The organism is Stenotrophomonas sp. TD3 (assembly GCF_001939825.1).
Classification (GTDB): Bacteria; Pseudomonadota; Gammaproteobacteria; order Xanthomonadales; family Xanthomonadaceae; genus Stenotrophomonas.
The window spans coordinates 357,963-372,593 of sequence record NZ_MOYM01000002.1; the positions used below are offsets into that span (position 1 = coordinate 357,963).

Genomic DNA, 14,631 nt, shown 5'->3' on the forward strand with positions numbered 1-14,631 from the left:
TTTCTTTGCCTCGACGCAACCAGGAGCCGCTCATACAGGTCGCTGCATGTCCTGCTGCAGTGCGTGAGCGCCAGCAGGTGGCCATCGTTCTGTCACGGTTGCGCGGATCGCGCCTGTCCACGGGACGACATGCCGCGACATCCGTACCACAGGCACATCGGTTTGCTAACGTGGCTGCGCCTTCGAACCGGGAGATCCCATGTTCCGCCAGACCGTGGCCGTCCTTGCCGTGCTGATTGCCGGTGCCTTGCCCATTGCCGCGCATGCCGCGCCCGCGCAGCCGCCGATCTTCGGCGCCTATTACCCTGGTGGTTCGGCCGAGCGCTATCCAGTCTCGAGCATTCCTGCCGAGCGCCTGACCCATCTGTTCTATGCGTTCTCCACCATCGAGGACGGGCGCTGCACGATCGGCGCGGAAGCGCCGAAGAATTTCGCGGCGCTGGCCGAGCTGAAGAAGGCGCACCCGCACCTGCGCACGCTGATTTCGATCGGTGGCTGGGGTGCGGGTGGGTTCTCCGATGCAGCGTTGACCGAGGCCAGCCGCAAGCGCCTGGTGGACTCATGCATGGCACTGTTCTTCGATCGCCATGCCGGCAGCTTCGATGGCGTGGATATCGACTGGGAATTCCCGGTCAGTGGCGGCCCGAAGGAGTTGGCGCATCGCCCGCAGGATCGCGCCAATCTGACCAGGCTCGCACAGGCGTTCCGCGTGGCGCTCGACGCGCACGGGCGCAAGGCGCGACAGCCGATGCTGCTGACCGCCGCGCTGGCCGCCGGTCGCCTGCAGACCGACGGTCCCTATGATCCGGCGGCGAGCTACGACCTGCCGGCGCTGGCCAAGGTGTTCGATTTCATCAACCTGATGAGCTACGACATGGGCACCGGCTTCTCATCGGTATCGACCTTCAATGCGCCCCTGCATGAAGTATCGACCGATCCGCTGGCACCGGAGCTGCGACGCTGGAACAATGTGGCCGGCGCAGTGCAGTACTACCGCGAGCACGGGGTGCCGGCCAGCAAGCTGGTGCTGGGCGTGCCGTTCTACGGGCGCGGCTTCAAGGTCACCGGTAATGCACCGGATGGCCTGTATCAGCCCTACAGCGCACCGGCAGACGCCGGCGACTGGCGGGTGATCAAGGCGCGCTATCTGGACCAGCCGGGTTGGACGAAGCACTGGCAACCACAGGCGCAGAGCCCGTGGCTGTACAACGCCGGGCAGAAGGTTTTCATCAGCTATGAAGACCCGCGCTCGATCGGCCTGCGTGCGCAGTTCGCCCGCGAGCAGGGCCTGGCCGGGGTGTTCATGTGGGAGCTGACCGGCGACGACGAGCAGGCCAGCCTGCTCAACGCGATGCTCGGCCCGTGGCAGAAGGCGCGCATCGGCGATTGAGCGGCATCAGGCGATGTCCGGCGCAATGCCGCAACGCCATCGGCCGAACCCCGTACAGCATGTCCACGCCCGCAGCGTTACGCTGCGGGCATGATCCATCTCGAACGCCTGGACCACCTAGTCCTCACCGTCGCCGACATCGAACGCAGCTGTGATTTCTACCAGCGCGTGCTCGGCATGCAGGTCGTGCGCTTCGGCGCGGGCCGTACCGCGCTGCAGTTCGGCCAGCAGAAGATCAATCTGCATCCGGCCAGCGCGCCACTGCAGCCGCATGCGCTGCGACCCACGCCGGGCAGTGCCGACCTGTGCCTGGTCACGCGAACGGCAACGGTCGATGTGCTGGCGCACCTGCAGGCGCAGGCCATTGCGGTGGAGGAGGGGCCGGTGGCACGCACCGGTGCGCTGGGGCCGATCGAATCGGTGTACTTCCGCGACCCGGATGGCAACCTGATCGAAGTGAGTCGTTACCCGGGCGAGGAACACCCGCAGCGGTAGCGCCGGGCGATGCCCGGCGAACGCTCAATCGGCCCAGACGCTGTTGGGATCCCCGTTGCGGGCGCGGCGCTGGCTGGCGACGGCCAGGCGGGCGAAGCCGAAGGCCATGGCCAGCGCGATGGCATCGACCCAGAACAGCGGCCAGTGGCCACGCGCCGCCGCGCGCCACAGCCAGTCACCATTGAGTGCACCGTGCAGGACCGGCACCAGTGCAGTGCTGATTGCTGCGGCCCAAAGCAGCTCGCGCGCGGCCTGCGCGGGTCGGCGCAGTGCAGCCCACAGCGCACAGGCTGCCCAGCTGCCGAAGCAGGCCCAGCGGATGCCGTGGTCGACCGCCGACGGTGCCAGCCGCTCCAGCACCAGTGCGGTGACGAACGCGACCGAGATCGCCACGCACAGGCCGATGCACACGCCGACCGTGGCGCGCGCCATGTTCACCCCGGCACGCGGCTGTTGCGGCTGGCGACGCTTGCGTCGCGACTCGATCCACAACAGGTTGCCGGAGTAGAACAGGAACGCACCGCCGAGGCCGAGCAGGAAGTACAGCCACACCACCACGCCGTTGCCGAACTCGCCGAAGTGCAGGGCATAGGCGGCGCTGAGCGTGGCGTGGTTGGCATCGCGCTGGCCCGGCAGCTGGGAGGCCAGGACGCTGCCGGTGGCCACGTCCAGGGCCACCGAGCCGAGCGGGCCGAGTGTGCCGGTGGATTCACCAGTGATCTCGATCGTGGCGTTGGCATCGCCGGCGTTGGCCAGCTTCAGGTAGGCCGGCTCGAAGTTGGCCACGCCCTGTGCGCGGGCCACTTCAAGCGCACGCGCATGCAGCAGGCGCAGGCTGCCCGGCGGTGCCGGGATGCCGCTGGCGTCGCGCACCGGCGCGGTGTCCATTGCAGTCGGTACCGCCTGCAGGGCCTTGCCGTCGTAGATCAACGGATTGAGCAGGGCCATCTGCACGAATACCAGGCAGAGCAGGGCGCCAGTGACCGCGAACATGAGGTGGAAGGGCAGGCTGAGCACGCCGATCACGTTGTGCGCGTCCTGCCACAGTTGCTTCAGGTTGCGGCCCGGGCGCAGCGCGAACAGGTCGCCGAACAGCTTTGGCAGGTGGATCACCAGGCCGCTCAGCAGCGCCATGCCATACAGCAGGCTGACGATGCCCATCACGTAGATGCCGGCCACCGGCAGGCCGAGGCTGTAATGCAGTTCGTTGACCAGTTCGGCCAGCCCGGTCTGTGGCGGCGTCGGGCTGCCGGCGATCTGGCCCGGCCAGGCATAGCGCCAGCTGCCGTCATCGGCCTGCCAGTAGGCCAGTGGTTGTGGATGTTCGGCGCCGGGGAAGGTCATGCCGACGTGGCGGCGGGCTTCCGGGTGTGTCGCCAGCACGTCTTCCAGCAGGTACTGCGCGTCGTCCAGGCCCGCCGGCAATGCGGTGGCTGCACCCGGGGTCTGCCACAGCGGCAGGTCGTGGTGGAACAGGGTCAGCGCACCCGCGTAGAAGGCCACGAACAGGCCGAAGCCGGCAACCAGGCCGACCCAGGTGTGCAGGGTGGTGAACGTACGCAGGGTCTGCGAGCTGAACTTCATGGGGTGGGTCTCATTGCACCGCGCCGGTCAGGCGCAGCAGCGTCAGCACGGCGAAGCCTGCCGCAGCGCTGCCGGCCAGTGTCACCCAGGCGCGCAGTGCGCTGCGGAAGCTGAACGCCCACAGGGCAGCCAGCATCCACAGCGGGATGAACGTGATCAGGCTGGGCACCAGCGCGTTCTGCCAGGGTCCTGGCGGCAGCCAGGTCACCAGCCCGGTCACGGCAGCGGCCAGGAAGAAGCCGGCCACGATGCCGGCGAAGGCGCGCGGCCACATCAGGGCGACTCCGTGCCCGGGCGATGCCAGGCGGCCAGGGCTGGCAGCAGCATCGCGGCCAGCATCCAGGTGCACAGCATCGCCACCAGGCCAGCAGCAAAGCCGAGTTCGGCCATCCACAGCCACAACGCGGCAGCGGCGGCGACCAGGCCGATCTGGCGGCCGAGGCGGCCGGCGCGGCGCAGGCGCGGCCAGCGGCAGTGCGGCGAGGCGGCATAGAACGCCAGCACCGAGAACATCGCCGCCAGCATGCCCAGGCTGCAGAAGCCCAGCGTGGAAAGGCCGACGGTGATCATTGCGGGCGGCCGCCTTGGCAGCGGGCCGGCGAACGCGGGGCACGGGCGGGGCCGGCGGGAGCCGGTCGGAGCGGGTGGCGCATCACGAGGTCCTGGGGGAAAGCGGGCAGGCTGGCACGGGGCGGGCTGCGCGGACATGGTAATCATTGCGTTTTCACGCCGCCAGCGCTGGCCATTCAGCGGACCGTACGGTAGCCCTTGGGCTTTCCGGTGCGCTGGTTTAAGATCATCGCAGAACCCTGACTGGAACAAGGTGGCCCGCGCCCAGCGCCGGCCGAGCGTGCGACATGAGCACTACCACCGCCCACTGTTGACCTGCCCCCGAAGGCCCTGTGTTCCAGGCGCCCTCGCGGCGCTTTTTTATTGCCCGGGCAATGGCCCGGGAATGCTTTCCAGCCCGCCCCGCGGGCCCCGCACGAAACCAATGCGATGATCAACATTACCCTTCCCGACGGCAGCCGCCGCGAGTTCGAAAACCCCGTCAGCGTCATGGACGTCGCCCAGTCGATCGGTGCCGGCCTGGCCAAGGCCACCATCGCCGGTTCGGTCGATGGCGTGCTGGTCGATGCCAGTGACGTCATCGACCACGATGCCAGCCTGCGCATCATCACCGCCAAGGACGAGGAGGGCGTGGAGATCATCCGCCACTCCTGCGCCCACCTGGTCGGCCACGCCGTCAAGCAGCTGTACCCGGACGTCAAGATGGTGATCGGCCCGGTGATCGCCGAGGGCTTCTACTACGACATCTACTCCGAGCGCCCGTTCACCCCGGATGACATGGCCGCGATCGAGAAGCGCATGGGCGAGCTGATCGCCCAGGATTACGACGTCATCAAGAAGGTGACGCCGCGTGCCGAAGTGATCGAGATCTTCAAGGCCCGTGGCGAGGACTACAAGCTGCGCCTGATCGAAGACATGTCCGACGACATCCAGGCGATGGGCATGTATTACCACCAGGAATACGTGGACATGTGCCGCGGCCCGCACGTGCCGAACACGCGCTTCCTGAAGGCCTTCAAGCTGACCCGCATCTCCGGCGCCTACTGGCGCGGCGACGCGCAGAACGAGCAGCTGCAGCGCATCTACGGCACCGCCTGGGCCGACAAGAAGCAGCTCGAGGCGTACATCAAGCGCATCGAGGAAGCCGAGATGCGCGACCACCGCCGCATCGGCAAGCAGCAGGACCTGTTCCACCTGCAGGAAGAGGCCCCGGGCCTGGTGTTCTGGCACCCCAAGGGCTGGGCGCTGTGGCAGGTGGTCGAGCAGTACATGCGCAAGGTGTACCGCAAGACCGGCTACGGCGAAGTGCGCTGCCCGCAGATCCTGGACGTGAGCCTGTGGCAGAAATCCGGCCACTGGGACAACTACCAGGACGCGATGTTCTTCACCGAATCGGAGAAGCGCACCTACGCGCTCAAGCCGATGAACTGCCCGGGCCACGTGCAGGTGTTCAACCAGGGCCTGCACAGCTACCGCGACCTGCCGATCCGCTACGGTGAGTTCGGTGCCTGCCACCGCAACGAGCCGTCCGGCGCGCTGCACGGCATCCTGCGCGTGCGTGGTTTCACCCAGGACGACGGCCACGTGTTCTGCACCGAAAACCAGGTCGAGGCGGAAGTGACCGCGTTCCACCAGCAGGCGCTGGCGGTTTACCAGCACTTCGGCTTCGATGAGATCCAGGTCAAGATCGCGCTGCGTCCGGAATCGCGCCTGGGCGACGACGCCACCTGGGACAAGGCCGAGGGCGCGCTGCGCTCGGCACTGTCCAGCAATGGGGTGGAGTGGCAGGAGCTGCCGGGCGAGGGCGCCTTCTATGGCCCGAAGATCGAGTACCACCTGAAGGACGCGATCGGCCGTACCTGGCAGCTGGGCACCATGCAGGTCGACTTCATGATGCCGGGCCGTCTGGGCGCCGAGTACGTGGATGAGAACAGCCAGAAGAAGCACCCGGTCATGCTGCACCGCGCCATCGTCGGCTCGATGGAGCGCTTCCTGGGCATCCTGATCGAGCACCATGCCGGCCAGTTCCCGGCCTGGCTGGCGCCGACCCAGGTGGTGGTGGCCAACATCACCGACGCCCAGGCCGACTACGTCTCGGGCGTGACCAAAACCCTTGCGGAGCAAGGCTTCCGCGTCAGCTCGGATTTGCGTAACGAGAAGATCGGCTATAAAATCCGCGAGCATACGTTGCAGCGCGTGCCCTACCTGCTGGTCATTGGTGACCGCGAGAAGGAAAATGGGGCTGTGGCGGTGCGTACGCGTTCTGGCGAAGACCTGGGCAGCATGAGCCTGCAGGCCTTCATCGAGCGGCTCCACGCCGAGGGCGCGTAAGCAAAGGTCCGGTCCGGGGGCACAGGCACCCGGACCGGTTCGATACCCTTGGGAGAACGTAATATCAGCACCCCTGACAACAAACAGAACCGCAAGAATCAGGAAATCCGTGTGCCGCGCGTCCGCGTGATCGGCAGTGACGGAGAAATGATCGGCGTGTTGTCGCGCGACGAAGCGCTGTCCATGGCCGAAGATGAAGGCCTGGACCTGGTCGAAATCCAGCCGCAGGCCGATCCGCCGGTCTGCAAGATCATGGACTTCGGCAAGTTCAAGTTCGAAGCGCAGAAGAAGGCCAGCGAGGCCAAGAAGAAGACCAAGCAGGTCGAGATCAAGGAAGTGAAGTTCCGTCCGGTCACGGACGAGGGCGACTACCAGATCAAGCTGCGCAAGATGCGCGGGTTCCTCGAAGATGGTGACAAGATCAAGGTCAACATCCGTTTCCGTGGCCGTGAAATGAGCCACCAGGAACTGGGCCGCGAAATGGCCAACCGGATCGAGACCGATCTGGGCGAGGACATCGTCATTGAATCCCGTCCGCGCCTGGAAGGGCGTCAGATGGTCATGATGATCGCGCCGAAGAAGAAGACCTGAGGCCTGACGGGCCGCCTTCCGGGGCGCCTGGCTGAATGGTTCAGGGTAAAGGGACGCCGTGGGCGTCCCTTTGCTTTTGCAGGAAGCCGGTGAATTGCCGGCGAAAGGGTTGCAGGGGCTGGTGGCAGGGCGGTTTTGCCTGTATCATGCCCGGCTCGACCCACCCAGGACGGGTCGTACGCCGATCATGGCAGGACGGAAAGAGCGGCCCAGGCCGCCGCCAGATCAGTCAGAAACCAGGGTCATATCCCATCAAGGACATTGCAATGCCCAAGATCAAGACCAACCGGGCAGCGGCCAAGCGTTTCCGCAAGACCGCCTCGGGCAAGTACAAGTGCGGCCACGCCAACCGTAGCCACATCCTCACGAAGAAAGCGACCAAGCGTAAGCGTAATCTGCGTCAGACGGGCCATGTCCGTGCAGAAGACGCAGGCCGTCTGGACCGCATGCTCCCTTACCTCTGAGGAACTGAAAAATGGCACGAGTTAAGCGTGGCGTACAGGCGCGTCGCCGCCACAAGAAAATTCTGGATCTCGCCAAGGGCTATTACAACGCCCGTCGCAAGGTCTTCCGCGTCGCCAAGCAGGCGGTCATCAAGGCACAGCAGTACGCCTACATCGGCCGTAAGCAGAAGAAGCGCAACTTCCGTTCGCTGTGGATCACCCGTATCAATGCGGCTGCCCGCATCAACGGCCTGAGCTACAGCCGCTTCATGAACGGTCTGCTGAAGGCCGGCATCACCCTGGATCGCAAGGTCCTGGCTGACATCGCCGTGCACGACGCAGCTGGTTTTGCTGCGCTGGCCGAAAAGGCCAAGGGCGCGCTGGCGGCATAAGTCCTTCCCGATGCCGTAACCGTTCACTCGGAACGGTGTCAGGTCAAGGCAATGCATGGGGAAGGGCGCAAGTCCTTCCCCATTCTTTTTTGGGTCCCGGCGCGGCCACAGCGGCAGCGCGGGGACGGCGGTGGCGACAGGGGTCGGCCCTTCGCGCATCGCGATGGCAGATCGACTGGAGTTCCGGCCCCCCATGAGCGACATCCAATCCCTCACCACCCAGGCGCTGGCCGATGTGGCCGCCGCACAGAGCCCCGACGTGCTGGAACAGCTGCGCGTGGCCCTGCTTGGCAAGAGTGGCAGCATCACCTCGCAGCTCAAGCAGCTCGGCGCCCTGCCGGCCGACGAGCGCAAGGCTGCCGGTGAAGCGATCAACCAGGCCCGCGACGCGCTGACCCGCGCGCTGGGCGAGCGCAAGGCGCTGCTGGAAGATGCGGCACTGGATGCACGCCTGGCCGCCGAAACCATCGACATCACCCTGCCGGGCCGCAATGGCGATCGTGCCGGCCTGCATCCGATCACGCGCACCCTGGAGCGCATCACCGGCATCTTCGGCCGGCTGGGCTACGAGCTGTCGGAAGGTCCGGAGATCGAGGACGACTGGCACAACTTCGAGGCGCTGAACTTCCCGCCGCACCATCCGGCGCGCGCCATGCACGATACCTTCTACTTCGGCGACGGCCGCCTGCTGCGCACGCACACCTCGGGCGTGCAGGTGCGCTACATGGGCGACCACGCGCCGCCGCTGCGCATGATCGCCGCCGGCAAGGTGTACCGCAGCGACAGCGACCAGACCCATTCGCCGATGTTCCACCAGGTGGAAGGCCTGCTGGTGGACGAGCATTCGACCTTCGCCGACCTGAAGGGCACGCTGGCCGAGTTCGTGCGTGCGTTCTTCGAGCGCGACTTCGAGATGCGCTTCCGCCCCAGCTATTTCCCGTTCGTTGAACCGGGCGCGGAAGTGGACATCGCCTGGCAGCAGCCCGATGGCAGCACCCGCTGGCTGGAAGTGCTCGGCTGCGGCATGGTCCATCCGAACGTGCTGCGCAACGTCGGCATCGATCCGGAGCGCTACACCGGCTTCGCCTTCGGCATGGGCGTGGAGCGCTTCGCGATGCTGCGCTACGGCGTCAACGACCTGCGCGCGTTCTTCGAGAACGACGTGCGGTTCCTGAAACAGTTCGCGTAAGCCGCAACCGTGTAGAGCCGAGCCATGCTCGGCTGCTTTTCTGGATGGACGCCTCCTTGCGCATGCGCTGGGCGACCACAAAAACCGCAACGGGAGGCGCGCCTCCCACCAGGGTGACACCATGAAATTCTCCGAAAACTGGCTGCGCAGCCACGTCCCGACCGGCGCCTCGCGCGATGAACTGAGTGCGGTGCTGACCGCCATTGGCCTGGAAGTGGAAGAAGTGACCGCGCTGGGCGAGGGCCTCGAGCACGTGGTCGTGGCACGCATCGTCGAAGCTGTACGCCATCCGGAAGCCGACCGCCTGCAGGTATGCAGGGTCGATGCCGGGCAGGGCGAACTGCTGCAGATCGTCTGCGGCGCCCCGAACGCGCGCCCGGGCCTGGTGGCGCCGCTGGCGATGGTCGGTGCGCAGATTGGCGAACTGAAGATCAAGCCGGCCAAGCTGCGCGGCGTCGAGTCCAACGGCATGCTGTGCTCGGCCAAGGAGCTGGGCCTGGACAACGATGCCTCCGGCCTGCTGGAACTGCCCGATGACGCCCCGGTCGGCCAGGCCCTGGTCGACTGCCTGGGCCTGCCGGACGCCAGCATCGAGATCAAGCTGACCCCGAACCGCGCCGACTGCTTCAGCCTGCGCGGCATCGCCTACGACGTCGCCGCCGCCACCCGCAGCGAAGTGCTGGCGTTCGCCGCCGACGCCATTCCGGCGGCCGGCAGCCGTGAGCTGAGCATCCAGCTCGACGCCGGCGCCGAAGCGCCGCGTTACCTGGGCCGTGTCATCGAAGGCGTCAACGCCGCTGCCAGGACCCCGTTGTGGATGGCCGAACGTCTGCGCCGCAGCGGCGTGCGCCCGGTCTCGCTGCTGGTCGACATCACCCAGTATGTGATGTTGGAACTGGGCCAGCCGATGCACGCCTACGACCTCGGCACCCTGCAGGGCAGCATCGCCGTGCGCCGTTCGCGCGCTGGCGAGAGCCTGAAGCTGCTGGACGGCCGCGATGCCGCGCTGGACGACAGCTTCCTGGTGGTCACCGACGCCGATCGTGCGGTCGGCCTGGCCGGCCTGATGGGCGGCTTCGACACCCGTGTTACCGACGCCACTACTGCCGTGTTCCTGGAAGCCGCGCATTTCGCGCCGGCCGCGATCATGGGCCGTGGCCGCAAGCTGGGCCTGCACACCGATGCCGGCCACCGCTTCGAGCGCGGCGTCGATCCGGCGCTGCCGCGTACCGCGATCGAGTACGCCACCCGCCTGGTGCTGGACCTGGCCGGCGGTACCCCGGCGCCGGTTACCGAGGCCGTGCGTGAAGCCGATCTGCCGCAGCCTGCAACCATCGTGCTGCGGCGCGCCCGCATCACCCGCGTGCTCGGCATCACCATCGATGATGCGGAAGTCGAGCGCATCCTGCGCGCGCTGGGCATGGACGTGGTTGCCACCGCCGATGGCTGGCAGGTGGCCGCGCCGAGCCGCCGCTTCGACATCGCCATCGAAGAAGACCTGATCGAGGAGCTGGCCCGCATCCACGGTTACGAGCAGATCCCGACCACGCTGCCGGGCGGCGCCTCGCGTGTGGCGATGCCGAGCGAAACCCAGCTGGACGCGCTGAGCGTGCGTCGCCAGCTGATCGCCCGTGACCAGCAGGAAACCGTGAATTTCGCCTTCGTCGACGACGCGCTGCTGACCCAGTGGCAGCTGCGCGACGGCCTGGTGCCGCTGGCCAACCCGCTGTCGGCCGAACTGGCGGTGATGCGCCCGTCGCTGCTGCCGGGCCTGGTTGCCACGTTGGGCCGCAACGCCGCCCGCCAGCTCGGCCGCGTGCGCCTGTTCGAGCTGGGCCGCGTGTTCGCCCAGCAGGCCGGAGACGGCCAACCGGCGCCGCTGGAAACCCCGCGCGTGGCCGCTGCGGTCTGCGGTGACGCGCAGGCGGTGCAGTGGGGCCTGCCGACCCGCAAGGTCGATTTCCATGACCTGAAGGGCGACCTGGAATCACTGGCCGCAGCCAGTGGCGCGCAGCTGGAGTTCCGCCCGTCGGTCCGTGCCTACGGCCATCCGGCGCGTTCGGCCGAAGTGTTCCGCGATGGTGTGTCGATCGGCTGGATCGGCCAGATCCACCCGCGCCTGGCCAAGGCGATGGAGATCGAAGCCGACGTCTATGCCTTCGAGCTGGACCTGGAGCCGCTGAACGCCCGCCGCCTGCCGCGTGCCGGCGAACTGTCGCGCTTCCCGGCGGTGCGCCGCGACCTGGCGTTCCTGGTGCCTGAACAGGTGGCCTGGGCCGATCTGGCGGCCACCGTCCGCCAGGCCGCCGGCCCGCTGCTGCGCGACCTGAACCTGTTCGACCGCTATGTCGGCCAGGGCGTCGAGCCGGGATTCAAGAGTCTCGCTATGGGCTTGATTTTGCAGGACAAGTCGCGCACTCTGACGGACCGCGACGTGGATGCGGTGGTGGCCGAGGCGGTCACTGCCATCGAGCGTGAACACCACGCCCGGATCCGCGGCTGAGCGGGCAGCACTCGGGGGTAGCAGGCAATGGCATTGACCAAGGCGGAGATGGCGGAAAAGCTGTTCGACGAAGTCGGTCTGAACAAGCGGGAAGCCAAGGAATTCGTCGACGCGTTTTTCGATGTGCTGCGTGAAGCATTGGAACAGGGACGTCAGGTGAAGCTGTCGGGCTTCGGTAATTTCGATCTGCGGCGCAAGAACCAGCGCCCGGGTCGCAACCCCAAGACCGGCGAGGAAATTCCGATTTCCGCCCGTACGGTGGTCACCTTCCGTCCGGGCCAGAAGCTCAAGGAGAGGGTGGAAGCTTATGCTGGATCCGGGCAGTAACCGCGAACTACCGCCGATCCCGGCCAAGCGCTACTTCACCATTGGTGAGGTCAGCGAGCTGTGCGACGTCAAGCCGCACGTCCTGCGCTACTGGGAAACCGAGTTTCCCAGCCTTGAGCCGGCCAAGCGCCGAGGCAACCGCCGCTACTACCAGCGCCATGACGTGCTGATGGTGCGGCAGATCCGCAGCCTGCTGTACGAACAGGGCTACACCATCGGTGGTGCACGCCTGCGTCTGGACGGTCCCGATGCCCGCGAGGAATCGGCGCTGAGCAACCAGATCATCAAGCAGGTGCGCATGGAGCTGGAAGAAGTGCTGCAGTTGCTGCGCCGCTGATCCCATTTCCATCGTAATCCGCTATACTTCACGGCCCGCCGCACTGGCGGGCACATCGCAGCATCAGTCGGGGCGTAGCGCAGCCTGGTAGCGCATCTGCCTGGGGGGCAGAGGGTCGTCGGTTCGAATCCGGCCGTCCCGACCACTGTGATGAATCAAGAAGCCTGCGCAGCGATGCGTGGGCTTTTTTGTGCGTGCGGTGTATGCTGCGCGCCACTCGTACTACCGCGGCTGCTGAACCCGGTACTCACGAGAACACATCATGGAATCTGCAAGAAACCGTGCCAGGCGTCGCAGCCAGGCTCGCACCCGCGGTGGCGACCGCGCCACGACCGCCTACAGCTACAAGCCTGAAAAGAACTGGAAGCTGTTGTATACGCGCGATGCCAAGCTCTCGCGTGCACGCCAGCTGGGCTTCACCTATCCGGTCCTCAGCGCCCGCCAACTGCAGGAACAGGAATGATCAACCTGCTGTTCGTCTGCAGCCGCAACCAGCTGCGCAGCCCGACCGCCGAAGCCATGTGGCGACGGCGGCCCGGCTTCACTGCGCTGTCGGCCGGCACCAGCCCGCATGCACGACGCCCCATCGGCCCGGCGGACATCCGCTGGGCCGATGTCATCTTCGTGATGGAGGCCAAGCACCAGCATCGCCTGCAGGCCGCGTACGCGCGCCTGCTGGAACACAAGCGCCTGCATTGCCTGGACATCCCCGACAACTATCGCTGCATGGATCCGCTGTTGATGGACCTGCTGGATGCCAAGGTAACTACGTATCTGGATCAGCTGCCGGCAAAGCGGTAGATCAGCTCCGGATCCCCTTCGTCCAGGCCATGCACGATGCCGCTGTCGATGAAACCCGAGGCGGCGAGCAGGCGTTGCATGCCGGTATTGGAGGCATTGGTCGAAGTGAACAGCTTGCTCTGGCCCTGCAGCGCGATGGCATGGCGCAGCAGCGCGGCGCCGACGCCCTGGCTGCGTTGCTCGCGCGCCACCATCAGCATCTCGACGAAGGCTTCGCCGAAGAAGTGACGATGGATGACCAGGTAACCGGCCAGCTGGCCGGCCCGTTCGGCCACGTGCATGCCACCGTTGGCCTGCCAGTCGCTGATCTGCCGTGCGCGTTGTGGATCACGGGCCGCAACGCTGTCGAGCGCGATCAACGCCGGAACGTCGGCAAGCATTGCCTTGCGGATGTGCAGCATTGTCGCGGAGGGATCGGGCGGCACCATCGAAGGCTCCTGGGCTGGGTGCGCCCAGTCTATCGATCACCTCGGCGGCGCCTGCCGATCCGCCGCAGCCAGCGTGTGGACGGCAGTCAATACACACGGAACTCTGCGCGGCATCCATCGCTGACCCACACGCCGCGTCGGTCCCAGCCCCAGTTGCGGTCCTCGATGCAGGGGGTCACCGATTTCTGCTTGACCAGGCGCACCTCGCGACGCACGCGGATGCGGCATTCCTTGTCCTTCTGCTCGTAGGACTCGCAGACCAGGCGCTCGCCGTCGTCCTCCCGGTCACGATCCCGGCCGCGCCCTGGCCAGCGGCCGCGTCCATGTTCGTCGGCCACGAACTCGGCGCGACAGCCGTCGGTGACCCAGAGCATGCGGCGGCTCTGGCCCCAGTTCCTGTCCTCGACGCAGCGGGTGACCGACAGCTGCTTGGCCAGGCGCATGCGGCCTTCGATCGGGCACTGCTGGGTCTTGTTGAACTGCGACTCGCAGCGCAGCGGCGGAATGTGATCGCTGTCGTAATCCTGGGCGGCCACCGTGGTGGCGGCCAGCAGCAGGGCCAGGGAAGAGGCGGCGATCGGCAGCAGCAGGCGATGGGTCATGGAGAGCCTCGGCAGGGGAACGGGCCGCAAGAATGGACCAGCCCGAGGCTGTCGGAACGGATCGTTCCGGCGCTGGCTCAGTGGGGATTTAGTAGTGCGCACAGGCCCATGCAGGGCCTTACATCCCTTATCATCGCTGCACATCCGATCGCATCGGCTTACACCTTCTTACATGTCTCCCACGCTTGCCGGCACCGCCTGTGGTTGCCGTCACTGGCGTGCAGCCGGCTTGTGGAGGAGGATGCGCGGACCACGACGACCACAGGGGGTTGCGTTGATCAGCAGTACCGTCATTCATCGCTCGGCTGGCGCAGAGGCCGGGCAGGTGCGTGTCCTAGACACCACGTTCAAGGGCAAGCATGTGTTCATTGCGTGGGGCCTGCGCGGGCCGGAACTGACCCGCAGCGCAGACCCGGCCGCCACCGTGGCTGCGCGCAAGGCGCTGCATGCCGTGGCCGGCCACAGCGAGGGGCCGCGCAGCCCGGAAGTGTTCATCGCCAACCAGTCGGCGGTGGCGATCACCGTCTATCGGCTGCTGACCGAAGCGCGCTCGGGCGATGCCATCTTCTTCCTGTGTGATTCACAGGCGGTGGTCGATTGGCTGATCACCGCACTGGAAGTGCAGGGCGAGGGCTGACCGCGCGCAGG

General features: G+C 66.6%; 18 protein-coding genes and 1 tRNA gene. 14 read left to right on the plus strand and 5 right to left on the minus strand.

Annotated features, from left to right (window positions below):
* Positions 1-199 precede the first annotated feature (199 nt).
* Both BKE09_RS18445 and BKE09_RS18450 read left to right on the plus strand, forming a co-directional pair.
* Positions 200-1,390 carry a glycoside hydrolase family 18 protein gene (locus tag BKE09_RS18445; protein WP_075677147.1) on the plus strand — a complete coding sequence of 397 codons (1,191 nt, stop codon included), beginning with the start codon at positions 200-202 and terminating at the stop codon, positions 1,388-1,390.
* Between the two features lie 90 nt (positions 1,391-1,480).
* Positions 1,481-1,885, plus strand: a complete 405-nt coding sequence (locus BKE09_RS18450) for a VOC family protein (protein WP_075677149.1) — start codon at positions 1,481-1,483, stop codon at positions 1,883-1,885.
* Between the two features lie 24 nt (positions 1,886-1,909).
* Here the strand turns inward: BKE09_RS18450 and BKE09_RS18455 are convergent, their stop codons facing one another.
* From BKE09_RS18455 to BKE09_RS18465, 3 genes are read right to left on the minus strand one after another with little or no spacing between them, the layout of a single operon-like run.
* Entirely contained in the window at positions 1,910-3,469 is a 1,560-nt protein-coding gene (locus tag BKE09_RS18455; RefSeq protein WP_075677151.1) for a PepSY-associated TM helix domain-containing protein, read from the minus strand.
* 10 nt (positions 3,470-3,479) lie between these two features.
* Positions 3,480-3,743: a hypothetical protein gene (locus tag BKE09_RS18460; RefSeq protein ID WP_075677153.1), complete on the minus strand. Its 264-nt coding sequence runs from the start codon at positions 3,741-3,743 to the stop codon at positions 3,480-3,482.
* Complete coding sequence (locus BKE09_RS18465) at positions 3,743-4,039, minus strand: hypothetical protein (RefSeq protein WP_014037937.1); 297 nt, start codon at positions 4,037-4,039, stop codon at positions 3,743-3,745. Before BKE09_RS18465 ends, BKE09_RS18460 begins: the two co-directional genes overlap by 1 nt.
* A gap of 429 nt (positions 4,040-4,468) precedes the next feature.
* On the opposite strand from BKE09_RS18465, the gene thrS reads away from it, so the two are divergent.
* From thrS to BKE09_RS18520, 11 genes are all read left to right on the plus strand, one after another.
* Entirely contained in the window at positions 4,469-6,370 is a 1,902-nt protein-coding gene (thrS, locus tag BKE09_RS18470) for a threonine--tRNA ligase (RefSeq protein ID WP_075677155.1), read from the plus strand.
* Positions 6,371-6,433: 63 nt separating this feature from the next.
* Positions 6,434-6,961 carry a translation initiation factor IF-3 gene (infC, locus tag BKE09_RS18475; RefSeq protein ID WP_074725076.1) on the plus strand — a complete coding sequence of 176 codons (528 nt, stop codon included), beginning with the start codon at positions 6,434-6,436 and terminating at the stop codon, positions 6,959-6,961.
* 266 nt (positions 6,962-7,227) lie between these two features.
* Entirely contained in the window at positions 7,228-7,425 is a 198-nt protein-coding gene (gene rpmI / locus BKE09_RS18480; protein WP_005410436.1) for a 50S ribosomal protein L35, read from the plus strand.
* An 11-nt stretch (positions 7,426-7,436) separates the two neighbouring features.
* Positions 7,437-7,796, plus strand: a complete 360-nt coding sequence (gene rplT / locus BKE09_RS18485; RefSeq protein ID WP_005410435.1) for a 50S ribosomal protein L20 — start codon at positions 7,437-7,439, stop codon at positions 7,794-7,796.
* A 193-nt stretch (positions 7,797-7,989) separates the two neighbouring features.
* Entirely contained in the window at positions 7,990-8,985 is a 996-nt protein-coding gene (locus tag BKE09_RS18490) for a phenylalanine--tRNA ligase subunit alpha (RefSeq protein WP_014037935.1), read from the plus strand.
* Between the two features lie 121 nt (positions 8,986-9,106).
* Positions 9,107-11,488, plus strand: coding sequence for a phenylalanine--tRNA ligase subunit beta (gene pheT / locus BKE09_RS18495; protein WP_075677157.1), 2,382 nt, complete (start codon positions 9,107-9,109; stop codon positions 11,486-11,488).
* Positions 11,489-11,515: 27 nt separating this feature from the next.
* A complete protein-coding gene (locus BKE09_RS18500) occupies positions 11,516-11,815 on the plus strand; it encodes an integration host factor subunit alpha (RefSeq protein WP_005410432.1) in 300 nt (99 codons plus the stop codon).
* Positions 11,796-12,152 (plus strand): MerR family transcriptional regulator, encoded by a 357-nt coding sequence (locus BKE09_RS18505; RefSeq protein WP_005410431.1) that lies wholly within the window; start codon positions 11,796-11,798, stop codon positions 12,150-12,152. Before BKE09_RS18500 ends, BKE09_RS18505 begins: the two co-directional genes overlap by 20 nt.
* Before the next feature lie 68 nt (positions 12,153-12,220).
* A tRNA-Pro gene (locus tag BKE09_RS18510) sits at positions 12,221-12,297 on the plus strand.
* A gap of 117 nt (positions 12,298-12,414) precedes the next feature.
* Positions 12,415-12,615, plus strand: coding sequence for a hypothetical protein (locus tag BKE09_RS18515; RefSeq protein WP_075677159.1), 201 nt, complete (start codon positions 12,415-12,417; stop codon positions 12,613-12,615).
* Positions 12,612-12,953, plus strand: coding sequence for a phosphotyrosine protein phosphatase (locus tag BKE09_RS18520; RefSeq protein ID WP_075677161.1), 342 nt, complete (start codon positions 12,612-12,614; stop codon positions 12,951-12,953). Before BKE09_RS18515 ends, BKE09_RS18520 begins: the two co-directional genes overlap by 4 nt.
* Here BKE09_RS18520 and BKE09_RS18525 read toward each other — a convergent pair.
* Positions 12,932-13,381: a GNAT family N-acetyltransferase gene (locus BKE09_RS18525; RefSeq protein WP_075677163.1), complete on the minus strand. Its 450-nt coding sequence runs from the start codon at positions 13,379-13,381 to the stop codon at positions 12,932-12,934. The two genes, BKE09_RS18520 and BKE09_RS18525, sit on opposite strands and share 22 nt — an antisense overlap.
* 86 nt (positions 13,382-13,467) lie before the next feature.
* A complete protein-coding gene (locus BKE09_RS18530) occupies positions 13,468-13,983 on the minus strand; it encodes a DUF3011 domain-containing protein (RefSeq protein ID WP_075677165.1) in 516 nt (171 codons plus the stop codon).
* A 274-nt stretch (positions 13,984-14,257) separates the two neighbouring features.
* Here BKE09_RS18530 and BKE09_RS18535 point away from each other — a divergent pair, with 274 nt between their 5' ends.
* A complete protein-coding gene (locus BKE09_RS18535; RefSeq protein ID WP_170871775.1) occupies positions 14,258-14,620 on the plus strand; it encodes a hypothetical protein in 363 nt (120 codons plus the stop codon).
* The last annotated feature ends 11 nt before the right edge of the window (positions 14,621-14,631 follow it).